Origin of the sequence: Variovorax sp. VNK109, assembly GCF_049445855.1 — a bacterium.
GTDB lineage: Bacteria > Pseudomonadota > Gammaproteobacteria > Burkholderiales > Burkholderiaceae_C > JAGOCV01.
The window spans coordinates 268,354-290,159 of record NZ_JBMSDV010000006.1 but is presented as its reverse complement, the minus strand read 5'-3'; the positions used below and the strand labels follow the sequence as shown (position 1 = coordinate 290,159).

Annotated in this window: 23 protein-coding genes; 12 read left to right on the top strand and 11 right to left on the bottom strand. The window is 65.1% G+C overall.

The annotated features are described in order from the left end of the window. Nucleotides 1–144: 144 nt before the first annotated feature. Both ACO2Q9_RS19335 and ACO2Q9_RS19330 read right to left on the bottom strand, forming a co-directional pair. Nucleotides 145–639, bottom strand: coding sequence for an RDD family protein (locus tag ACO2Q9_RS19335; protein ID WP_423313774.1), 495 nt, complete (start codon nucleotides 637–639; stop codon nucleotides 145–147). Nucleotides 640–684: 45 nt separating this feature from the next. After that, nucleotides 685–1,263, bottom strand: coding sequence for a hypothetical protein (locus tag ACO2Q9_RS19330; RefSeq protein WP_423313772.1), 579 nt, complete (start codon nucleotides 1,261–1,263; stop codon nucleotides 685–687). Nucleotides 1,264–1,292: 29 nt separating this feature from the next. Here ACO2Q9_RS19330 and ACO2Q9_RS19325 point away from each other — a divergent pair, with 29 nt between their 5' ends. Then, entirely contained in the window at nucleotides 1,293–1,685 is a 393-nt protein-coding gene (locus tag ACO2Q9_RS19325) for a YciI family protein (protein ID WP_423313770.1), read from the top strand. A gap of 16 nt (nucleotides 1,686–1,701) precedes the next feature. Here ACO2Q9_RS19325 and ACO2Q9_RS19320 read toward each other — a convergent pair whose 3' ends face one another. From ACO2Q9_RS19320 to ACO2Q9_RS19300, 5 genes are all read right to left on the bottom strand, one after another. Next, nucleotides 1,702–2,274: a chromate transporter gene (locus ACO2Q9_RS19320; RefSeq protein ID WP_423313768.1), complete on the bottom strand. Its 573-nt coding sequence runs from the start codon at nucleotides 2,272–2,274 to the stop codon at nucleotides 1,702–1,704. Then, nucleotides 2,271–2,789 (bottom strand): chromate transporter, encoded by a 519-nt coding sequence (locus tag ACO2Q9_RS19315; protein ID WP_423313766.1) that lies wholly within the window; start codon nucleotides 2,787–2,789, stop codon nucleotides 2,271–2,273. The genes ACO2Q9_RS19320 and ACO2Q9_RS19315 overlap by 4 nt, the downstream gene beginning before the upstream one ends. Before the next feature lie 119 nt (nucleotides 2,790–2,908). Further along, nucleotides 2,909–3,361 (bottom strand): MarR family winged helix-turn-helix transcriptional regulator, encoded by a 453-nt coding sequence (locus tag ACO2Q9_RS19310; protein ID WP_423313764.1) that lies wholly within the window; start codon nucleotides 3,359–3,361, stop codon nucleotides 2,909–2,911. A gap of 72 nt (nucleotides 3,362–3,433) precedes the next feature. Further along, nucleotides 3,434–4,468, bottom strand: a complete 1,035-nt coding sequence (locus ACO2Q9_RS19305; RefSeq protein ID WP_423313763.1) for a tripartite tricarboxylate transporter substrate-binding protein — start codon at nucleotides 4,466–4,468, stop codon at nucleotides 3,434–3,436. Nucleotides 4,469–4,559: 91 nt separating this feature from the next. Further along, nucleotides 4,560–6,410: a feruloyl-CoA synthase gene (locus ACO2Q9_RS19300; RefSeq protein WP_423313761.1), complete on the bottom strand. Its 1,851-nt coding sequence runs from the start codon at nucleotides 6,408–6,410 to the stop codon at nucleotides 4,560–4,562. A 208-nt stretch (nucleotides 6,411–6,618) separates the two neighbouring features. Between ACO2Q9_RS19300 and ACO2Q9_RS19295 the strand changes: the two genes are divergently transcribed. The 3 genes from ACO2Q9_RS19295 to ACO2Q9_RS19285 are packed head-to-tail and all read left to right on the top strand — an operon-like array spanning nucleotide 6,619 to nucleotide 9,129. Continuing rightward, on the top strand, nucleotides 6,619–7,464 hold the full coding sequence (locus ACO2Q9_RS19295) for an MlaE family ABC transporter permease (RefSeq protein ID WP_423313759.1): 846 nt from the start codon (nucleotides 6,619–6,621) through the stop codon (nucleotides 7,462–7,464). 1 nt (nucleotide 7,465) lies between these two features. Further along, a complete protein-coding gene (locus ACO2Q9_RS19290) occupies nucleotides 7,466–8,455 on the top strand; it encodes an MlaD family protein (RefSeq protein WP_423313757.1) in 990 nt (329 codons plus the stop codon). Continuing rightward, complete coding sequence (locus ACO2Q9_RS19285) at nucleotides 8,452–9,129, top strand: hypothetical protein (protein ID WP_423313755.1); 678 nt, start codon at nucleotides 8,452–8,454, stop codon at nucleotides 9,127–9,129. The genes ACO2Q9_RS19290 and ACO2Q9_RS19285 overlap by 4 nt, the downstream gene beginning before the upstream one ends. Before the next feature lie 19 nt (nucleotides 9,130–9,148). On the opposite strand, the gene ACO2Q9_RS19280 is transcribed toward ACO2Q9_RS19285, so the two are convergent. Further along, entirely contained in the window at nucleotides 9,149–10,030 is an 882-nt protein-coding gene (locus tag ACO2Q9_RS19280; protein WP_423313753.1) for a c-type cytochrome, read from the bottom strand. A 168-nt stretch (nucleotides 10,031–10,198) separates the two neighbouring features. On the opposite strand from ACO2Q9_RS19280, the gene ACO2Q9_RS19275 reads away from it, so the two are divergent. From ACO2Q9_RS19275 to ACO2Q9_RS19255, 5 genes are all read left to right on the top strand, one after another. Continuing rightward, nucleotides 10,199–10,762: a DNA-3-methyladenine glycosylase I gene (locus tag ACO2Q9_RS19275; protein ID WP_423313751.1), complete on the top strand. Its 564-nt coding sequence runs from the start codon at nucleotides 10,199–10,201 to the stop codon at nucleotides 10,760–10,762. Between the two features lie 87 nt (nucleotides 10,763–10,849). Continuing rightward, nucleotides 10,850–11,458 carry a GAF domain-containing protein gene (locus ACO2Q9_RS19270; RefSeq protein WP_423313750.1) on the top strand — a complete coding sequence of 203 codons (609 nt, stop codon included), beginning with the start codon at nucleotides 10,850–10,852 and terminating at the stop codon, nucleotides 11,456–11,458. Between the two features lie 76 nt (nucleotides 11,459–11,534). Continuing rightward, complete coding sequence (locus ACO2Q9_RS19265; protein WP_423313748.1) at nucleotides 11,535–13,847, top strand: YgiQ family radical SAM protein; 2,313 nt, start codon at nucleotides 11,535–11,537, stop codon at nucleotides 13,845–13,847. 15 nt (nucleotides 13,848–13,862) lie between these two features. Then, nucleotides 13,863–14,660 carry a helix-turn-helix transcriptional regulator gene (locus ACO2Q9_RS19260; protein ID WP_423313746.1) on the top strand — a complete coding sequence of 266 codons (798 nt, stop codon included), beginning with the start codon at nucleotides 13,863–13,865 and terminating at the stop codon, nucleotides 14,658–14,660. Nucleotides 14,661–14,719: 59 nt separating this feature from the next. Continuing rightward, complete coding sequence (locus ACO2Q9_RS19255; RefSeq protein ID WP_423313745.1) at nucleotides 14,720–15,658, top strand: DMT family transporter; 939 nt, start codon at nucleotides 14,720–14,722, stop codon at nucleotides 15,656–15,658. A 73-nt stretch (nucleotides 15,659–15,731) separates the two neighbouring features. Here the strand turns inward: ACO2Q9_RS19255 and ACO2Q9_RS19250 are convergent, their stop codons facing one another. Further along, complete coding sequence (locus tag ACO2Q9_RS19250; protein WP_423313743.1) at nucleotides 15,732–15,899, bottom strand: hypothetical protein; 168 nt, start codon at nucleotides 15,897–15,899, stop codon at nucleotides 15,732–15,734. Nucleotides 15,900–16,064: 165 nt separating this feature from the next. On the opposite strand from ACO2Q9_RS19250, the gene ACO2Q9_RS19245 reads away from it, so the two are divergent. Next, nucleotides 16,065–17,735, top strand: coding sequence for a rhomboid family intramembrane serine protease (locus ACO2Q9_RS19245; RefSeq protein ID WP_423313742.1), 1,671 nt, complete (start codon nucleotides 16,065–16,067; stop codon nucleotides 17,733–17,735). 27 nt (nucleotides 17,736–17,762) lie between these two features. Here ACO2Q9_RS19245 and ACO2Q9_RS19240 read toward each other — a convergent pair whose 3' ends face one another. Both ACO2Q9_RS19240 and pobA read right to left on the bottom strand, forming a co-directional pair. Further along, complete coding sequence (locus ACO2Q9_RS19240; protein ID WP_423313740.1) at nucleotides 17,763–18,632, bottom strand: CoA transferase; 870 nt, start codon at nucleotides 18,630–18,632, stop codon at nucleotides 17,763–17,765. Between the two features lie 81 nt (nucleotides 18,633–18,713). Beyond that, a complete protein-coding gene (gene pobA, locus ACO2Q9_RS19235) occupies nucleotides 18,714–19,898 on the bottom strand; it encodes a 4-hydroxybenzoate 3-monooxygenase (protein ID WP_423313738.1) in 1,185 nt (394 codons plus the stop codon). A gap of 149 nt (nucleotides 19,899–20,047) precedes the next feature. On the opposite strand from pobA, the gene ACO2Q9_RS19230 reads away from it, so the two are divergent. Further along, entirely contained in the window at nucleotides 20,048–20,809 is a 762-nt protein-coding gene (locus ACO2Q9_RS19230; protein WP_423313736.1) for an IclR family transcriptional regulator domain-containing protein, read from the top strand. A gap of 123 nt (nucleotides 20,810–20,932) precedes the next feature. After that, entirely contained in the window at nucleotides 20,933–21,796 is an 864-nt protein-coding gene (locus ACO2Q9_RS19225; RefSeq protein WP_423313734.1) for a hypothetical protein, read from the top strand. Nucleotides 21,797–21,806 lie beyond the last annotated feature (10 nt).

Here is a 21,806-nt window from a genome sequence, read left to right as displayed (position 1 = left end):
GGCGAAACGGGGCCTCATGAAGCTCCAAATCGCCGTTCTGGCACCTCAAAGCACTGGATGAGAGGTGATGGTCGGTCAGGACTTCAATGCCGAGCGGCTACTGCGCGTTTGCACACAGCCTCGGCCCGAAGCAGACATGGGAATTTAACCAGTCAACAGCTTCGCGCCTCGGCGAATCACAACAGTTCTTGAGGCGAGGTCGCTAAGCGTCTGTCGACGCTTCTGGAATGTACAGAAGCATCCTTCAATGACAACGACGAACAGCACCGCAAGTAGCTCGCTCTCGTATGAGACCAGCACTACAAATATCGCGAAGAGACCAATTCGAGTGGCTACTCGGGCAACGTGTTGCCACGCAGTCGGGCGCAATCCGTTTTCACCCACCAACGCTAAGCCTGCAACCATGCGGCCAAGTGTGGCGCCGCCCGTGGTGAGTGGAACGACCACCTCGCTCAGCAGGACAATCAACCACACCAGAAACTCATTCATCGGGTAGAACTCTATGGAAGCTTTGTGAGCGACATAGAGGCCAAAGACGATACATACACCCAGAAAAACAAGGTCGACTGTCCGCGAGAAGGCGCGACGCCAAAGCTTTGCAGGCTCTGGCTCATATGTGGCTGTGGATTGAGGCGCCATTGAGTGTCCCGAAAGGCGTCATCTTATTGCGAATGCAGCATGGCACTATGTAGGGTGCCTGGCAATCCAAAGCCAAAGATGTGCGAACGGCCATGACAGTATGGCGACTGCGTAACAAATCAAGAACGCGGCGGGTATAGCGATCCGAAAGTCGCCGAATGCCACCGCCAGAATAATCCCAGCAAGGACGGAAATCGCTGCAAGCAATTTACCCAGAGAGCGTATGAAAGGTTCGGCAACCAGTCGGTTGGCGCGGTGAAGTGCTAGGCCAACGATTGGAAATGCGAGGGCGACATACAACACTGCAAGTGCCGCAATGAAGAACAGCACCGCGTAGCCTTGGACGGCACCTGAGTCGTCAGTTGGATCCCATGCTGCAGATTGGTAGTCCCAATACGCCGCAGAGAAGAAGACCAAAGGCAGGGCCACCACGGCGAGTGTGGTTAGCAGGGTAGCTCTGACGTAACGCGGCGTCTCCACTGACTGCATTTGAATGTCCGCTTCTGGCCGATAGCCGACATCGTACCCACCTAAGTTCAAAAGCAAAAACCGCCTTGATGCTGCGATTCGCGGCCGGACATAATTTCCCGGCGCCTGTCTATTTCCGGCTTGCCGCTTCGTCATAAAGGCATCACCATCTGGAAGGATCAGCCATGAAATACCTCGGCCTTGCCTATTACATTCCTGAGAAATTCGCTGCCATGTCCCCGGCGGATGTGCAGGCGTTGGTGAGTCAATGCCCGCCGCTGGACGAGAAGATGCGGGCCACCGGCAAGGTTCTGGTGTCGGCGTCGCTCGGCGAGTCGAAGGACTGGATGACGCTGCGTCCGCGCGCGGGCAAGCCGCAGATCAGTGACGGGCCTTATATCGAGTCGAAGGAACTGGTGGGCGGGCTGTTCATCATCGACGCGGCGACGCGTGAGGAGGCGTTGAGTCTGGCGGCCATGCATCCGGCTGCGACACTGGGTGAAGAAGGCGGTTGGGGTGTCGAACTGATCCCCATGGATTTCTTCCTGGGCAATTTGACGGCGCTGTCTGTTGACTAGAGCTTTGCCGGGGCTTTCACACCCATCCCATGATGCCGAGCACTGCGCCCGCGCCCAGCAGCCACAGCAGGTGGATGCGCGTGCGCCAGACGATCAGCGCCGTTACGGCAGACAGCAGCCAGATCCGCCATTCCTGCTCGGCCCCGCCGCTGCCCATGCCCAGCACCCATCCGGTGGCGACGAGCAGCGCGATGACGATGGGGGCCATGCCTTGCTTGAACGCGCGCACGGCCCGCCTTGTGCGGTTCTGGTACATCCAGCGCGCGGCGAAATAGGTGAGGGTGGTGCTGGGCAGCAGGATGCCGGCGAGCGAGATGGCCATGCCCAGCAGGCCGAGGCCCATGCCGCCTGCGTTCATGCCGATGTTCCAGCCGAGCAGGCCAACGAACAGGATGTTGGGCCCCGGTGCGGCCTGTGCGATGGCGATAGACGCGGTGAATTGCGCGTCGGTCAGCCAGTGCTGCTTGTCCACCAGGAAGCGGTGCATGTCGGGCACGGTGGTGATGGCGCCGCCCACGGCGAGCAGCGACAGCGAGGTGTAGTGCAGGAAGAGCGTGAACCAGTCGGCCGCTGTGAGGGTGATGCTCATGGCTTGAGCTTCCTCCAGGTGAGCACGCAGGCGACGCCGCCCAGCCCGAGAAGCACCCACACCAGCGGCCAGCGCAGGATGGCCACCGCGATGAAGCAGAGGACGGCGAAGACGATGCTGAGCGGCAGGCCGAGCGGATGCAGGCGCAGCGCGCCCAGCAGTTTGAGGCCGACGGCCGCAATGAGGCCGGCAGCGACGGCACCCATGCCGCGCAACGCGCCGGCCAGGGCAGGGTGACCGGCGTAGTGCACGTAGAACACGCCGGCAATCAGCACCAGCGCCAGTGGCGCCGCGAAGATGCCGGCCACCGCGACAAGCCCGCCGCGCAGGCCGAAGTAGCGGTCGCCGAGCATCAGGGCGAGGTTCACCACGTTGGGGCCGGGCAGGATCTGCGCGACCGCCCATTCCTCGACGAATTCCTCGCGCGTCAGCCACCGCTTCTTCTCGACCAGTTCGCGCTGCACGACGGCCAGCACGCCACCGAAGCCCTGCAGGGCCAGGATGGTCATGGACATGAAGAGGTCGGTAAGGTCGCTGGGCCGGCCGGGGGGCGCAGTGTCGGGCTGGGAAGCGTCGGGGGTAGGGAGGGACTGCGGATCGGGAGGCATCGGGTGGCGATTATCCGCCTGCGTGGTCAATCGAGGTACAGCTTCTGCAGCAGGCGAACGAGGGTCGCGCGCTCGGTGGAGGGCAGCTTCTGCGCGATCTGCGCTTCCATGTCGTCGGAGATTTTTTCTGCACGCGCCATGAACTTGCGGCCTGCGGGCGTGAGGTGCACGCCCATGGCGCGGCCGTCCTGCGGGTGCGGCTTGCGCATGACCAGTTCGCGCTTTTCCAGCGCGCCGATCATGCCGACGAGGTTGGGGGCTTTCATGCCGAGCGCCGCGCACAGCTGGCTCGACGTGATGCCCGGGTTGCGCGTGATGAGCATCAGCACCGAAAACTCCACCGGGTGCAAGCTGAGCTCGGCCATGCGCTGCACGAAAACATCGATGAGCGAGAGCGACACGCGGCGGGCGTTGTAGCCCACCAGGTTTTCGAGGTAGCTGATGTCGACCTTGTCGACCGAGGGCGTTTCTTTGGGCATGACGGGCGCGAAGCGGATGGCCGGATGCTACAGCGCCTCAGGCCGTCCGTCCGCGTTTTGCGTTGCGCTGGATCAGGATTCGCCGGTGAAGCCGACCCTGCGCACGATGCCGCCCCAGTACTCGTTCTCTTCCTTCATCGCTGCGGCGAGCGACGCGGGCGTCTCGGGGCGCGCGATCAGGCCCATGTTGGCCATGGTCTGCGCGACGCCCGGGTCGGTGAGCGCCTGGTTGATGGCGGCGTTGCCGGCGGCGATCACGCTGTCCGGCGTCCTGGCCGGCACGAAGAAGCCGTAGAAGCCGCCCGAGGTCATGTGCTTGTAGCCCTGCTCGGCGAACGTGGGGATGTCCGGCACCAGCGGGAAACGCTGCGCGCTGGAGATGCCCAGCACGCGCAGACGGCCGGCCTTGTAGTACTGCATGGCGTCGCCGATCGGCACGACCATGGCGGGCAACTGGCCGCCCAGGATGTCGTTGAGGCCCGGGATCGCGCCGCGGTAGCCGATGTGGCGCAAGTCGAGGTTGGCGTGGATGCCGAGCGCCGCGCCGACGAAGTGCGGAATCGAGCCGGGCGACGGCGAGCCGTACGCCGCGTCCTTCGGGTTTGCGCGGGCCCAGGCCACGAAGTCGTCGAGGTTCTTCACACTGGCGGGCACGAGCGAGCTCACCACGAGGCTGTGGATCACGATGCCGGCGCTGGCCATGGGCTTGAAGTCCTTGAACGGGTCGTAGCGCAGGTCCTTGTAGATCACGGGGAACACCGACATGATCGACGAGGGCGTGAGCAGCATGGTGGCGCCGTCGGCCGGCGCGTTCTTCACGAACTCGCAGGCAATGCGGCCGCCCGCGCCGGGCTTGCCTTCGACGATGACCGGGCCGCTGGTGTAGCCGCCGGCCAGTTTGTCGCCGATGCGGCGCGCGACGACATCGACCGTGCCGCCCGGCGGAAAGCCGATGACGACACGCGTGGTGCCGGAGACGGCCTGGGCGAGCGCCTGCAGCGGTGCGAGGCTGGCGAGACTTCCGAAACTTCCGAGTGCGGCCATGCCGCCTAGCGCCTTCAGCGCGTCACGGCGTCCGACCGGGGGGTTGAGGGGAGAGTGCGACATTTGAAACTCCTGGCGAAGAGGTTGGCGAAGCGGGAAAAAGGCGGGAAGAAGGCGGGAAAGGTTTCGTCTCCGTGCGGGTCTTTTGTTGGATTCAGGGCAACGGGACCAGCGTGAAGGGCAGGTTGCCGTCGTGCAGCGCCTGCACCATCGCGTCGCGGTGCTTGAGCACGGCGCGCTGGTTGATGGAGCCCTTGTCGGTGACCTCGCCCTTGTCGAGCGACGGTGGTTCGTGCATCAGGTGCATGCGCGCGACGCGGTTGGCACTGCCGGTGGCCGAGGCGGCAAGCCCGTCGAGCACCTTCTGGAAGTGGGCCTGCACCGGCGCGCTTTCCAGCACGGCTTGCAGGGATGCATCAGCGGGCAGGTCCGCCAGCGTGCGAACCGCAGCAGTCGGCACGACGAGTGCGCCGATCTCCTTGAGGTTGATGCCGGTGAGCACGACGTCCTGGATGTAGGGCGCGCCTGCGGTGGTGATCTTTGCGCGCAGCGGGCCGACAGACACGAAGGTGCCGGTGGCGAGCTTGAAATCTTCAGCGATGCGCCCGTCGAACTTCAGCCCCTTGCTGATGTTGGCCGGGTCGATCCACAGCACCGCGTCGCCGGTGCGGAAGAAACCTTCCTCGTCGAAGGCCTCGGCGGTGGCTTCCGGGTTGCGCCAGTAGCCTGGCGTGATGTTCGGGCCCTTGTAGCGAATCTCGACCTTGCCATCGATGGGCACCAGCTTCGCCGTGAAGCCGGCCACCGGCACACCCACGTCGCCCGAGCGTACGTGCTCGTCGGTGAAGAACAGGGCGCACGGCGATGATTCGGTCATGCCCAGCCCGGTGCCCATGACGATGCGCTCGCCGATCTCGGCTTCCTGCGTGGCGTGCAGTGCGTCCCACACCGGCTGGGCGAGGCCGGCGCCGGCGTAGTAGAAGAAGCGCACGCGGGCCAGCAGCGTACGGCGCAGTTGCTCGTCCGTCTTCATCGCGTTGGCGATGGCTTCGAAGCCGGTCGGCACGTTGAAGTAGGCCGTGGGCGAAATCTCGCGCAGGTTGCGCAGCGTCTCGCCGATGCCGCCGGGCGTCGGCTTGCCTTCGTCGATGAACATCGTGCCGCCGTTGTAAAGCACCAGGCCGAAGTTGTGGTTGCCACCGAAGGTGTGGTTCCATGGCAGCCAGTCCACCAGCACCGGCGGTGTTTCCGTCAGCGCCGGCAGCGACTGGCGCATCTGCTGCAGATTCGAGCACCACATGCCGTGCGTGTTGATCACGGCCTTGGGCAGCTTCGTCGAGCCCGAGGTAAAGAGGAACTTGGTGATCGTGTCAGGTCCGGTTGCCGCCATCGCAGCGTCCACCGCGTCGGTGGCCGGTGTCTGCAGCAGCATGCTGAAGGGCGTGGCGGCTCGGCGCTTGAGCAGGCCATGTGACAGCACCACTTCGACGTTGAGAGGCACTGCATCTTCGATGCCGTCGCCATGCAGACCGGCATTGCTGGCGAACACGAGGCCGGGCGTGAGCGTGTTCAGCACATGCCTGAGCTTGCCGAAATCGCCGAGCGTCGAATACGCGGGCGAGACGGGGCAATAGGGCACACCCGCAATCAGGCAGCCGAGTGCGATCAGCGCGTGGTCGATGTCGTTGCCGCTCAGGATGGCGACCGGCCGATCCGCGGAGAGCCGGCGGTCGATGAGCGATTGCGCGATGCAGCGCGCGCCGGTGAGCGCCGCGCCGTAGCTCAGGTGACGCCAGTCGCCCAGCGTGCCGTCCGGCTGGCGCACGCGTTGCGCAATGAAGGTGCGCTGTGGCGCTTCCCGGGCCCAGTGCACGAGCCGGTCGGTGATGCGGGTTGCGTAGTCTTGCAGCGGGTGATCGGCTTCGAAGTACTGCACGCCCCCCACGCCGTCGCGCAGCTTCACGCGCTGGATGCCGAAGGGAAAGGGGCGGTAGCGAACAGACATGAAATCGGTATTTCTGAAAATTTCGATTAATTAGTTATTCACTATAAGTATTTGTCGAAGTTTCGCAATAGTTTTGTGGCTGAAAACTGCGAAACGGTTGAAGAAAAAATGCGCCTGTACGCCTGTGGTGCGCAATGCGGCATTTGTGTACGGACTTGGGGCGGTGGATGTTCGCGACTGGTGCGCAGTCGCTGGCTATCATGTCCGCATGGCATCGCTTCCATCGCTCCGGCCCCTGGCAGACGACGCCGTGCGCGGGCCCGCGCGCTGGCTGGCCAGCTGGGGACGCCTGGTGGTCCTGGCCGCCATGATCCTCGTGCTCGTCCTCACACCGTCCACCTGGCGGCGGGAGGGGCGCCGCCAGGTCGCGCGGCATATCTACGCGAGCACTGCGCCGAGCCTGCTGTGGTTCACGCTGCTGGTGGCGCTGGTCAGCCTCATCATCATCCGCATCGTGGTCGCCACGGCGCTGAACTATGGGCTGTCGCAGTACGCGCTGGAAGCGGTGATCCGTGTGCTGGTGCTGGAACTGCTGCCGTTGTCCGCGCCCGTGTTCGTGGCGTTGCGCTACAGCATCCCGATGGCGGACGGGCTCTACGCGCGGCGACAGCAGCAGGCCCGGCAGGTGTCCGCCGACGCGCGCGCCGCTGGCGACGGGGTCCTGGAGCCCGGGACGGCGCCTGCATTGCAATCCGTTGCCACCGAGTTCATGCCGCGCGCGGTGGCCGGCGTGTTCGCCTGCGTGATGCTCGTGGCCATCAGCTGCGTGGCGACGCTGATGCTGGCGTACTTCACCGTTTACGGCTTCGTGCTGTCGGGCCTGCCGGAATACACGCGCCGCGTCGGCCAGGTGTTCAATGCGAGCGTGAGCCTGATCTTCACGCTCAAGACCATCTTCTTCAGCCTGGCGGTCTCGCTCATCCCGCTCACTTCATCGCTGTACGATGCTTCCACGCGCATGAGCCGCAGCCGCGTCGAACTGCACGGCATCGTGCGCATGTTCGCGGTGATCCTGCTGGTCGAGGTCGCTTCGCTCGTTGGCAACTATTCCTGACATGTCTACCGAACCCCACATACCCGACGATGCAACGCCCCAGGTGAAGAACCTGGAGTTCAAGGCCGGCCTGTTGCTGGCGCTGCTGGCCGTGCTCGTCGTCGGCTCGGGGCTCTACCTGCTGTATGCGCGGGGTGTCTTCGAGAGTACGCAGCGCCTCGTGCTGGTGGCCGACGACTCCGACGGCGTGGTGGTCGGCATGGACCTCACGTTCTCGGGCTTTCCCATCGGCCGCGTGCGCCGCATCGAGTTGGCGGACGAGGGCAAGGCGCGCATCCTCATCGACGTGGCTTCCAAGGATTCGAAGTGGCTGCGCAAGTCGAGCGTGTTCACGCTGGAGCGCAGCATCGTCGGTGCGCCCAAGCTGCGCGCCTTCACCGGCATGCTGCAGGACGAGCCGCTGCCCGACGGCGCGCAGCGCGACGTGCTGGCCGGTGATCTCGCGGCCGAGATTCCGCGCCTGATGGGCACGGTGCGCGATCTCGCGCAGAACCTGTCGAACATGACCGCGCAGGACGCGCCGCTGAACGCCACGCTCGCCAACGTGCAGGCCGTGACGGACCGCCTCAAGGGCCCGGGCGGCGGCCTGGGCGTGCTGATGGGTGGCGATGCCGAGACGAAAAAGCTCATCTCCGTGCTGGACAACACCAACGCGTTGCTGGTTCGCATGGACGCGCTGGCCGCGAAGACCGATTCGCTGGTCGCGCGCACCGACACGCAGGTCTTCGGCCCCGAAGGCGTGATGAAGGAAGTGCGCGCGACGGTCATCCAGCTCAATGGCGTGCTGTCGGACACGCGTGAAAGCCTGAAGAAGGTGGACGCGGTGCTGGTCGAAGCCCAGGGCGTGGGCGCGAATGCGCGCGCAGCGACGGCAGACCTCGGCCTGCTGCGTGCGGACGTCGAGTCGAGCCTGCGCAAGGTGGATGCGCTGGTGAACGAGATCAACCGCAAGTGGCCGTTCGCCCGCGACACCGAGGTGAAGGTGCCATGAAGCGGGCATGGTTCAAGGCATCGGTTGCGTCTGTGGTGGCGATGGCCGCTCTGGCGGGTTGCTCGTCCAGCCCGCCGGCGCCGGACTGGCAGATGAACGCCAAGGGCGCGCTCGAGCGGAGCGTCGCGGCTTGGCTGGAAGGCAATTCGCGCGTGGAGCTTGCCGAGTTCACCCGTGCACGGAGCGAAGCCGCAAGCACCGGGCAGGTCGACGTGGTCGCGCGCGTGGAGCTGACCCGCTGCGCTGCGCGCACGGCCGCGCTCGTGTTCGATGCCTGCGAGGGCTTCGGAAAACTGAGTGCCGATGCCTCGCCCGCAGAGCGGGCCTATGCCGACTACATCGCCGGCAAGTCAACGCCGCAGGGCATTGCCTTGCTGCCCCCGCAGCATCGTGCTGTGGCAGTCGTCCTTGCGGGCAGTGGCGATGTCGGCGCCGCGCAGGTCCAGGCCATCGAAGACCCGTTGGCCCGCCTTGTGGCTTCGGGCGCGGCGTTCCGGGCTTCGAAGGCCGCCCCCGACCTCGTGAAGACAGCGGTGGACACAGCGTCCGCGCAAGGCTGGCGCCGGCCGCTGCTGGCGTGGCTGGGTGTCCAGGCCCGACTGGCCGAGAAGGCGGGCGATGCCGAGGGCGCGGCGCGTGCGCGTCGCCGCATCGCGCTGGTCGAAGGCGGCTGAGCTGGCTTCTCGCTTTCTTTCAGCGTTTCTGCGTCAGGTACAGGTGCAGCGCGTTGACGTCGGTGTCGTTCATCGCCTTGAGTGATTCGAAAGGCATCACCTTGATCGGCGTGCCGTCCGGGCGCTTGCCGGTGCGGAACATCTGCAGGAAAGCCTTGGCATCGGCATAGCGCGCCATGTCAGCGCTGCCCGCGCGCAGGTCGGCAGCGGGTGGCCAGTCCGGCGGTCCGCCGGGCACCTTGCCACCGGCGAGATTCGCGCCATGGCAACCCAGGCACATGTTGGCCACGTAAGCGCCGTGGGTGACCGTCACGCCTTCGGCGACGGGCTGCGCGGGTGGCAGCGTGTGATCGATCTTGGCCGCTGCGTCCTGGATCATCCCGAAGCCGTAGAGCGCACGCACGGGCACCGGCAAGCGGACTTCGCCTTTTTCGCCGGCGACCGCAGGCAGGCTGCGGACGTAGGCCACCAGCGAAGCGAGGTCGTCATCCGTGAAGCGGTTGTAGTCTTCGCTGGGCATGATCATCAACGGGCGCCCCTGTGGATTCACGCCGTGGCGGATGGCGCGCTCCCAGTCCTTGGGGCCATACGCAGCCACCACACCACCGGCCACCTGCGTGATGTTGGGCCCCGTGATGCGCATGGCACCGTCGTCCAGGAAGACGCGGCCATTGCCTGCCGCACCGTGGCAGTCCACACAGCCGCGCGAGGCGAAGAGGTATTTGCCGCGGTCGACGGAGGCAGCGTCGTCCCGGAATGCGACGCCCCGGACGTCGATGACGACCTGCCGGTTCATCTTGCGGTCTGCGGACCACAGGCCAAATGCGATGGCGCATGCAAGCAAGACGACCAGCGCGGCCAGCAGGATGCCGGCGCGGATCGCCCATTTCTTTCCATTCATCGTGATTTCCCTCGTGTTCTGGTGCCGGCGATGTTTGCGCGCCGGCCATCTCTTCTCTTCGGCCGTCATTTTGCCGGCTTCGGTGCCAAATGTCGCGCTTTTGTCAGGAGAGGTCGATGAGTGGAAGAAAGCGGCGGAAATATCTCACGGCCGCGCCACAATCCTTGCATGAAATTGCAACAACCCTTGATTCGCTGCGCCTGGGCCGGCAGCGACCCGCTCATGCAGGCCTACCACGACGAGGAATGGGGCCGGCCCGAGCACGACCCGCGCATGCTGTGGGAGACGCTCATGCTCGAGGGATTCCAGGCCGGGCTGTCGTGGATCACCGTGCTGAAGAAGCGCGAGGCGTTCCGCGAAGCTTTTGCGAGGTTCGACCCTGTCAAGGTGGCGCGCTTCGGCGAGAAGGACATCGAGCGGCTGATGGGCAACCCCGGCATCATCCGCGCCCGCGCGAAGATCGAAGCGACCATCAAAGGGGCGCAGATCTACAACGAAATGATGAAGAACGGCGAGGATTTCGACGCGTTCTGCTGGTCGTTCACCAAAGGCAAGGTTATCAAGGGCGATGGCAAGACGCTGCCGGCCGTCACGCCGCTGTCCGAGGAGATTTCGAAAGAACTCAAACGCCGGGGATTCAAGTTCGTCGGCCCGACCATCGTCTACGCCTGGATGCAGGCCATCGGCATGGTGGACGACCATGCGCTCGGCTGCTTTTGCAGAAAGCGCTGACAACCCGCGTTGACATCCGGAAACACCCACGTCATCGTGTCGTTTCACAACCTGCTTACACTCCCGAAAAAAGGAGTGCGTTGCTGAATGGTCAAACTGCATGAAAACGACTTTGACGACAGCGAACTGACCGTCAAGGTGTCTGAACTTCTCGTCGCCACGTCGGATGGTGCCGATCCCGAACTCGACACTTCCATCCCGCAGGTGCTCAAGCTCCTGCGCGAGCGCATGAAAATGGACGTGGTCTTCGTCTCCGAGTTCGTGGACGGAAGACGGGTTTTTCGCCATTTAGCCAATCCGGCCGGCAAGCAAGTACTGAACGAAGGCGGCAGTGATCCGCTCGAAGAAACCTGGTGCCAGCGTGTGGTGGACGGCCGGATTCCGCAACTGGTGAAGGATGCGCGCAAGGATCCCGCCACCGCGGGCCTGAAGACCGATATTCCCGTCGGAACGCACCTGAGCACGCCGATCGTCATGAAGGACGGTTCGGTCTATGGCACGCTGTGCTGCTTCAGCTTCAGCCCGAACGAGCAGATCAACGATCGGGACCTGAAGAACCTCCAGCTCACGGCGCAGCTGACGGCCGGCAAGATCGAGCAATCGCGGCCAAAGCGGGCCCAGATGGTGTCCCCCATGCCGAAAAGCGTGCCCGACTGGTCGCTACAGCCGCAGCAGCAGGACAAGCCGCGCCGCTAGGGGCGCAGGGATGCTGGACGAAAAGCCAGCGCGCAGACGGCTAAAACCTTAAAATCGCGGGTTACCCCAAACCCCGATGAACGCCCCAGTCGACGTCTCTTTCTTCGCGCGCGCCGCGAAGCCGATCACCAGCTACCGAAAGTACTGGGCCTCGCGCTTCGGCACCGCGCCCATGCTGCCCATGAGCCGGGCGGAGATGGACAAGCTCGGCTGGGACAGTTGCGACATCGTGCTCGTCACCGGCGACGCCTATGTCGACCACCCCAGCTTCGGCATGGCGGTGATCGGGCGAACGCTGGAGGCGCAGGGTTTCCGCGTGGGCATCATCGCGCAGCCCGACTGGCAGAGCGCCGAACCGTTCCGACTGCTGGGCAAGCCCAACCTGTTCTGGGGCGTGACGTCCGGCAACATGGATTCGATGATCAACCGCTACACGGCGGACCGCAAGACGCGCAGCGACGACGCCTACACGCCCGGCGACGTGGCTGGCAAGCGGCCCGACCGCGCGGCCATCGTCTACAGCCAGCGTTGCCGTGAGGCTTTTCCGGAAGTGCCCATCGTGCTCGGCGGCATCGAAGGCTCGTTGCGTCGCATTGCACATTACGACTACTGGTCCGACAAAGTGCGCCGCTCGGTGGTGGTGGATGCCAAGTGCGACCTGCTGCTGTACGGCAACGCCGAGCGCGCCATCGTCGAAATCGCGCACCGACTGGCCGCACGCGAGCCGGTGGAGAAGATCACCGACGTGCGCGGCACCGCCTTCGTGCGCCGCACGGACGACGAATCGTCGCAGGGCTGGTTCGAGATCGATTCGACGAGCGTGGACACGCCCGGCCGCGTCGAGGCGCACGTCAACCCGTACATGACGACCAGCGAGCAGGCGCGCTCGCAAGGCGAAACCTGTGCGAAGGAAGAGGGCGGCGATGCGGCCTCCGAGGCCAACCCGGCCATCCAGCCGATCAGCTTCGTGGCCAACCCGCGTGTCAAGCTCAAGGTGCCGCCGCGCGACAAGTCGGTGATCCGCCTGCCGAGCTACGAGCAGGTCAAGTCCGACGCCGTGCTCTATGCCCATGCCAACCGCGTGCTGCATCTCGAAACCAACCCCGGCAATGCGCGCGCGCTGGTGCAGGCGCACGGCGAAGGCGCGACGGCACGCGACGTGTGGATCAACCCGCCCCCCATCCCGCTGACCACGGCGGAAATGGACTACGTCTTCGGACTGCCGTATGCGCGCAGCCCGCACCCGGCCTATGCCGACGAGAACGGCAGCCACGACGGCGCGACGAAGATTCCCGCGTGGGAAATGATCCGCTTCAGCGTGAACATCATGCGCGGCTGCTTCGGCGGCTGCACCTTCTGCAGCATCACCGAGCACGAAGGCCGCATCATCCAGAGCCGCAGCGAAGATTCGATCATCCGCGAGGTGGAGGACATCCGCGACAAGGTGAGCGGCTTCACCGGCGTCATCTCGGACCTCGGCGGTCCCACGGCCAACATGTACCGCATCGGCTGCAAGAGCCCCGAGATCGAGGCCGCCTGCCGCAAGCCGAGCTGCGTGTTCCCCGGCATCTGCCAGAACCTGCACACCGACCACGGCCCGCTCATCAAGATCTACCGCCGGGCGCGCGCGCTCAAGGGCATCAAGAAGATCCTCATCGGCTCCGGACTGCGCTACGACCTCGCGGTGAAGAGCCCCGAATACGTGAAGGAGCTCGTGCAGCACCACGTCGGCGGCTATCTCAAGATCGCGCCCGAGCACACCGAGCAGGGCCCGCTCACGAAGATGATGAAGCCCGGCATCGGCAGCTACGACCGCTTCAAGCAGATGTTCGAGAAGTTCAGCGCCGAAGTGGGCAAGAAGCAGTACCTCATCCCGTACTTCATCGCGGCGCATCCGGGCACCAGCGACGAGGACATGATGAACCTCGCCATCTGGCTCAAGAAGAACGGCTTCCGCGCCGACCAGGTACAGACCTTCTACCCCAGCCCCATGGCCACGGCCACGGCGATGTACCACAGCGGCCGCAACCCGCTGCGCAAGATCGCGCGCGACAGCGAACCGGTGGACATCGTGCGCGGCGAGAAGCGCCGTCGTCTGCACAAGGCCTTCCTGCGCTATCACGATCCGAACAACTGGCCGCTGCTGCGCGACGCGCTCAAGGCCATGGGCCGCGCGGACCTCATCGGCAACGGCAAGCACCATCTGATCCCGACGTACCAGCCACTCACCGATGGCAGCTACCAGTCGGCGCGGCGCAAGAATTCGACGCCGGTGCGAGGCCAGTTGCTCACGCAGCACACGGGCCTGCCGCCCCGCGAGACGGGCTCGCCCCGCCCAGGCGCAGCCGGCGGAAAGCCGCAGCCGCGCCCCGTGCGCAGGCCGCGCTGAACACGCCGAGCCGTCATGCCCAGACAGCGCACCCTGTTGCATGAAGACGCGACGGTGCGCATCGAACGCGTGACGTCCGGATTGCCGACCGACCGCTGGAGCGCAAGCTACGAGGCAGAAACATCGCGCTGGGTGCTGCCCGAAGGCGGTTGCACCGAATTCCGGACCGAGGATGGCAACCTGCTCGTGGATGGTACGACGGCGATGCATCTGCCGTGCGCCTTGCCTTACCGCATGAAGCCCGGCGAAGGTGTGCAGGAGAGCGTGGTCGTGAGTGCGATGCATCCCCCCGCCACAGAGGCCGTCGAGGCACAGCGCAGCAGCTCCACCAGCTGGTGCCTGCAACCGCTGGCGGTCTGGCGGCTGCATTGTCTCTGGCGCGATCTGGCGCGTGGTGATGCCGTGGACGGCAACGCGTTGCATGACCTGCCGGTGCCGTTGTGTGGCCAACGTTTGCATCCGCCAGGTGACGAGCCGGCTTCGCATGCCGTGCTGCGCGCGCGCCGCTTCATGGCACAACGCGCCAGCGTGCAGGATTTCGCGCGCTGGACGCTGCACGACGTGGCGGATGCTGCGCATGTGTCGTCCTTTCATCTGGCTCGCGTGTTTCGCCGGCAGGTCGGCACCAGCCTGCACGGGTACCGCCAGCGCCTCCGGCTTGCGGAGGCCATGCGTCGCCTGCGGCACGGTGAACGCGATCTCGCCGGGCTCTCGCACGATCTCGGCTTCAGCGGCCAGAGCCACTTCGGCCAGGTGTTTGTGCAGGCGATCGGCACGACGCCATCGCGCGCCCGCGCCAGACTTTCGCGCTAGCAGGACGCTGCGCACAAATCTGATAGTCAGCGCGCGCCGTGCCGGGCACAGTGGCGCGCATGTCCGCCATCCACACCCATGCCAGTCCTCCGTCATCGCGTGACCTCCAGATCGGCATCGCGGCTGCGCTCGCTGCGGCTTTGATCGGCAGCGCCTGGCAGATCACGTCGCGCCATGGCGTCACCACCTCGCTCGGCCCGCTGGAGGTGGCGATGCTCCGCTACGGCGTGCCGACTTTCGCGTTGCTGCCCCTGTCGCTGCGTGGCGCGTTGTTTCCGCAGCAACTGCCAACAGGCGCTTCGCGCGGCCTGCTGTTCATCGTCGCAGCGGGGGGCGGGCTGCCGTTCGGACTGGTCGTGCTCGCCGGTGCGCAATGGGCACCGGCGGCGCACATGGGCATCTTCATGGCGGGGGCCTTGCCGCTTTTCACGGCGCTGGGCGCGTGGCTCGTGTCGGGCGAGAAGCTTTCTGCGCTGCGGCTCGTGGGACTGGGTTTGCTGTGCGCAGGCATCGTGTCCTTCGGCATCAATGGTCCGGCGTCGACGCCGGGTGCGTGGCGGGGCGATCTGCTGTTCCTGCTGGCAGCCGTGCTGTGGGCCGCGCATTCGCTGGCATTCCGGCGCTGCGGCCTCTCGCCGTGGCAGGGCGCCGCGTTCGTCAACGGCTGGTCGTTCATCGGCCTGTTGCCTGTCGCGCTGGTGGCCGGGTTACCGCGCTTGCAGTCCGCGCCGTGGCAGGACATCGCCTTGCAGGGCGTGATGCAGGGCCTGGTGGCGGGGATGCTGGGGCTGGTGATCTATCTCGTGGCCGTCGATCGCCTCGGCGCCACACGCGCTGCGCTGTCCGCTGCCTTGGTGCCTGTCTTCACCGCGCTGGGGGCGGCATGGTTGTTGTCGGAACCGATGACTGCCAGCACCTGGGTTGCGCTCGTGCTGGTGGTGCCGGGTGTCGCGCTTGCCTCGGGCGTGCCGGGCCATCGACGAAGCCGATTCGGGTGACAAAAAAAGAAGCGGGCGCGACAGCGCCCGCTTCTTCTCTTTTTGTGCAGTTGCCGTTGTCTGCTCGCGCGGCTCAACCGCCCTTGTGGGGACGCTTGCCCGGGTTCTTCTTGCTGCGCGTGGCGGGACCGCGCTCCAGGCTGCTGCGCTGGCCGGTGCCCTGACGATACGGGTTGCCGTTGGCGACCTTGGGAGCCTTGGTGGCCTTGCGGTCTGCTTCGGTGACGATCTTGTTGCCCATGAAATGCTCCGTTGACTGTGTGGCAATGGTGAAAAACTACAACCCCGTATTAGGCCACACATGGAATTCGCGATCCGGAATGCAGGAATCGGGCCGCTTCCTCTGCGATCGCCCCCTAGAATCGGACGCACGAGGCAGGGAGCAGCTTTCAATGAGCAACGATTAATGAGCAACGATTTCGACAGTGGATCGGGACGCCTGGAGTTCCGTTCATCCGGCAACAGCCCGATCCGCAAGGCACGCCTGTATGCCTGGCTGGGCGGAATCATCGGCGTAGGCATCTCGGCTGCGTTGACGCGGAACCTGACTGCGCTCGCCGTTCCACTGGTAGTCATTGCCGTGCTGGACTTCGTGTTGCTACGCCGACTGGCCGCCACCAATCAGTTGGCGGCGGTGCTGGATGGCAATGGCATCGAGTCGCCGCACTTCACGGGTAAGACCAGGCGTTTCGCGTGGTCGGAGATCGAATCCGTGTCGGTACGGAGCGTTCAGGGTTCCAACCACCTCGAACTGCTGCTCAAGCCTGCACCGGGCCGCCAGGACAAGCGTTCGTTCCTGACGGGACGCAACAGCGCGCGGGTTTCCCTGCCGCTGGGCATGCTGGATTCGGAAAGCCAGGAACGACTGGTGGACGCCGTTCATGATTTCTTGCGGGCGCAGCGTACTGCCGCTGAAGACGAGCCCGTGAACCTCATCCGCGAGCAGCGTGCGCTGCAGGAGCACCTTGCTTCCAACGCACGCCATCCGTGGGTCACGTATGTCCTGGCCGTACTCAACATCGGCATCTGGCTGATGATCGCCGCACCCGGCCAGCTGATGGGCAACCTGTCGCCGGACGTCCTGTTCGCGTGGGGCGGTAACGCTGCATCGGAAGTGCAGAAGGGCGTTTGGTGGCGGCTCGTCTCCTGCACGTTCCTCCATGTGAATCTCATGCATCTGGCAACCAACATGGTGGGCTTGCTCGCCATCGGGTCCATGCTCGAACGCATGTACGGACACTGGTTGTTCCTGCTGATCTATATCGGCTCCGGTTTGTTGGGAAGCGTCGCGAGCCTGCATTTCGTTGCGTCGAATGCAGTGGGCGTGGGCGCTTCGGGCGCGGTGTTCGGCATCATGGGGGCGCTGATGGTCGGCGTTTTCGTGTACAGCCGCCAGATGCCACGCGCCTTCGGCAAGCAGTCGATTGCGGGCGCTCTGCCCTTTGTCGGCCTGTCACTGGTGCAGGGCTTTGCGACGCCGGGCGTCGACAACGCTGCGCATGTCGGCGGACTCGTGGCCGGTGTGGCGATTGCGGCGCTGCTCCCCGTGCGGGCCAACGCGGATCGGTTCCGGCAGCTCGCGAGCCTGCGCAGCGCGCTGGCGATCGCCATGGTCGCCGTCGTGGCCTTCGCGGGGACGACGCTGTCCCCGAAGGCGCCCTATGACCTGCATGCAGCGCTGGTTGCGGGCAAGCGCCTCGAAGCCGCAACGCGTGAATTCGGCGCGGTGTGGAAAGGTGTGGAAGACGACAGCAAGAGCGTGAAAGCCGGCACCTTGAGCGAACTGCAGATGGACGAACGCAGCCGCACGGTCCACGCGCCGCGCATGCATGAGGTGCTTCGCCTGCTCGATGGCGCCACCATGCCGGCAGGTCACCCCTTTGCGCAGTTCTCTGCGGACTTCGCCCGTTTCGTCACACTGCTGCACGAGATGCTCGCGATGCCGTCTGTCGTGGTCAACGGCCGGCCTGTTCCGGTGGATATGGCACGGACGCGAGCCATCGAAAAGGAACTGGGCGTGCTCAATGCGCGCATCGTCGAGCAGTCCGGGAAATTCAAGGCGCGCAAGAAGCCTTGAGTGGGCGCCATTCAAACAGTGCAGCACTCAATTCGCCAGCGTATGCAGCGGAATGTCTTTCTCCACGGACAGCTTGTCCAGCTGTTTGCGCGTGCGCGTGGCCAGGAACGCAGCCACGGTCTGGTGTGTGGCCTTGCTGGACATGAGCTGGCGTTCATCCACGATCGCGATGCCCGCAGCTTCGCAGAGCGAGCGTGCGAAGTGCGGCTCCAGCGCGGCCACGGCAACGCGACCATCCTTGCAGGGGTACACGCGATAGCCGGCGTGTGCACCGCCCACGGAGCCCGAGGGCAGGGTGAGGCCCCATTGGCGAGGCAGGGCGGCATAACCCGCGGCCGTGCTGAGCGTCACCTCGAGGAACACGCCCTTGCCGCGCGCGCGCTGGTTCAGCACGGCTTGCAGCACGGCTTCGCTGGCCATGAGTGAGCCGCCCATGTCGGCGTACAGCGTGGCGGGCAGGTCCAGGCCGGTGATTAGGCCGTTGTCGGCGAGGTACGTGAGATCGTGGCCCGGTTCTTCGGCCCGTTCGCCGGGCGCACCGACGATGGCAACCTGGCTGAGTGCCGGGTACTGCTTGTGCAACGCCTTCCATCCAAGCTGCAGCTTCCCGAGCGCGGAGGGGCGGAACGACGTGATGAGCACATCGGTCTTCGCAAGTAGCGCGTGCAGCGTCTTCTGGCCAGCTTCGGTCTTGAGGTCGGCCGTGCGGACCTTCACGCCCTCGTGCATCACGCCGTAGGCCGTGGGGCTGTACAGGCCCATCGGATCGCCCGACGGCGGTTCAAGCTTGGTGCAACTGGCGCCCATGGCGCGGCAGCGCATGAGCGCGGCCGGGCCGGGCAAATTGAGCGCAAGGCTCAGGATACGGACGCCTTGGAGGATGCGCGGGGTTTTCATCCGCGCAGTTTAGGGGACGGGGCTTACCTGGAAACGATGGCGCCCGGTGCAGGGCTCACCCGAAGGGGAGTTTGCAGGAATTCACTCTCCGAAGTCGAACGGCAGGCCCACGTAGTTCTCGGCCAGGGTCGTGGAGGCCGCGACGGAATTCACCAGATAGTCGAGCTCGGCTTCCTGCAGTCGCTGGCCGATTTCGCCCGAATCCGGAAAGCGGTGCATCAGGCTGGTCATCCACCATGAGAAACGCTCGGCCTTCCAGATGCGCTTGAGCACGCGGTCCGAGTAGGTGTCGATGCCGGCTTCGATCTTGTCCTTGTAGAACTCGATCAGTGCGGTGGAGAGGAACTTCACGTCGCTGGCCGCCAGGTTCAGACCCTTCGCGCCCGTTGGCGGCACGATGTGGCCCGCGTCGCCCGCGAGGAAAAGCCGCCCGAAGCGCAGGGGCTCCGCGACGAAGCTGCGCAGCGGCGCAATGCTCTTCTCGATGGTCGGCCCGGTGACGATGCGCGCAGCGAGATCCGGGTCCACGCGGCGGCGCAGTTCGTCCCAGAAGCGCTCGTCGCTCCAGGCCTCGACCTTGTCGTCCAGCGGGACCTGCACGTAATAGCGGCTGCGCGTCAGGCTGCGCATGGAGCACAGCGAGAAGCCGCGTGCACTGTTGCCGTAGACGATGGCATGCGGGGACACCGGCGGCACGTCCGCCAGCACACCCAGCCAGCCGAAGGGGTAGACCTTCTCGTATTCGGTGACCTTGTCCTTCACGGTTTCGCGCGACACGCCGTGGAACCCGTCGCAGCCTGCGATGAAATCGCAGGCGATTTCGTGCGTCTGGCCGTCCTTCTCGTAGCGAACGCGCGGCGACTGGCTGTCGAAATCGTGCAGGGTCACGTTGGCGGCTTCATAGACCGTGGGCAGGCCGGCCGCTTCGCGTGCTTCCATGAGGTCGCGCGTGAGTTCGGTCTGGCCGTAAGCGGTGACCACCTTGCCGCCGGTGAGGTCGTGCACGTGGATGGGATGGCGCTTGCCCTCGAACACGAGTTCGATCGCATGGTGCACGATGCCTTCCGCATCGACGCGATGGCCGACGCCGGCTTCATGCAACAGGTCGACGGTTGTCTGTTCGAGGATGCCTGCGCGGATGCGGCCGAGCACGTAGTCGCCAGTCTGGCGCTCGAGGATGATGTTGTCGATGCCGGCCTTGTGAAGCAGTTGGCCGAGCAGCAGGCCGGAAGGGCCTGCGCCGATGATGGCGACCTGGGTGCGCATGGGATGTCTCCTGGGATGCCTGGGGCGTGCGGTTCAGCGCCAAGGTTAGGACTGATGGAAGTCAATTTCCAGAGGGTGGGCGAGCCGTTGTGCGATCATTGCGCACCTTGCGCGATCATCGCGCAGATGATTCCTGTGGAAATCCATCCATGCTTCCCATCGCGAAAGCTGACTTCATCGAAGGCATGGCCAAGGGCATGGCCGTGCTCGAAAGTTTCGACACCGAACGCCAGCGCCTCAACGCCACGCTGGCCGCGCAGCGCGCCGGCATCACGCGCGCGGCGGCGCGGCGCCATCTGCTCACGCTGGCGCATCTGGGCTATCTGGAAACCGACGGCAGCCACTTCTGGCTTTCGCCCAAGGTGCTGCGCTTTTCTGGAAGCTACCTCGCTTCCGCGCGTCTGCCGCGCATCGTGCAGCCCGCGCTCAACCGGCTGGCTGCGCTGACGCAGGAGCCGTTCTCGGCCGTCGTGCTCGACGGGGACGAGGGCGTGATCGTGGCGCGCAGCGGCACCACGCGCGTTCTGGCCTACGGCCTGCATCTGGGCGCGCGGCTGCCGGCCCACGCCACATCGACGGGGCGCGTGCTGCTTGCGGGCAAGACGAAAAAGGACTTCACGCAATGGCTCAAAGGCCGGCAGCTGCCGCGCCTTACACCGCGCACCGTGACAGACCCGCGGGATTTCCGCACGCTCATCGAGCAGGTAAGAGCGCAGGACTGGTGCGCCGCGGCCGAGGAACACGAACTCGGTGTGCACGCGCTGGCCGTGCCCTTGCGCAGCATGCGTGGCGAGACCGTGGCGGCACTCAACGTGGTGGCTTCACCGGGCAAGCGCAGCCTGGACGATATGCGGCGGGACTTGCTGCCGCTGATGCTGGACGCGGCGCGTGAACTACGCCCGATGCTGTGATGGCGCGAGAAACACGTCGATGTCGGACGTGTCCCACGGCTGATTGCGTGGCCGCCTGACGAACCCGCGGCGCGTGTGGTGAAAACATGCAGACGTTGCAGTTTCACACAGGATGTATCCGCCATGTTCACGACTCTTTTCGCTGACCGCAGTTCCCTGCAGCGCATTGCTGTGCGCGCGGCGTTTTCCCTCACGCTTGCGGCTTCCGGCGCTGCGGCCATGGCGCAGGTGCCCGAAGGCAATCTCGATCAGAACCTCTGGCTCGAACTCGGTGTGTTCCGCCCGAAGATCGACTCCACCATCCGCGCCAACAGCCCCAGCGGTGCATTCGGTACCACCATCGATGGCGAGAATGATCTCGGCCTCAAGGACAACAGCACCGTCGGCTCGCTGCTGCTGGGCGCGCGCCTGGGCGATCGCTGGCGTCTGGAGTTCGAATACTTCAAGCTGAACCGTCGCACCACGCGCTCACTGACCGACACCATCGACTTCGGCGACGCGTCATATCCGGTGTCGGCATCGCTCGCCAGCGAATTCAATTCGACGGTTTACCGCCTGAGCGGTGGCTATTCGCTCTTCCGCACACCCGATTCCGAACTCGGCGTGGTCGCGGGCATCCACTACACCGACTTCAACTTCATCCTGGAAGGCGCGGGCACGATCGGTGGTGTCGGCACCGCATCCGCCCGTGAGGAGCGTACCGAGAACGTTGCGTTGCCGACCCTGGGCCTTTACTCGACCTACGCGTTCGCGCCCAACTGGATGCTGGCCGGCCGCGTCGACGTGTTCTCGCTGAACCACGACGACAAGAAAGGCACGCTGGTCAACGCGCAGTTGAACCTGCTTTACCGCATCACCCGCAACATGGCGCTGGGCGTGGGCTACCGCCTGAACGACTACCGCCTGAGCACCACGCAACCCGACTGGGAAGGCGAGGTGAAGTACAAGTTCCGCGGTCCGCAGATGCTGCTGAACGTCGGCTTCTGACGTTGGTCGA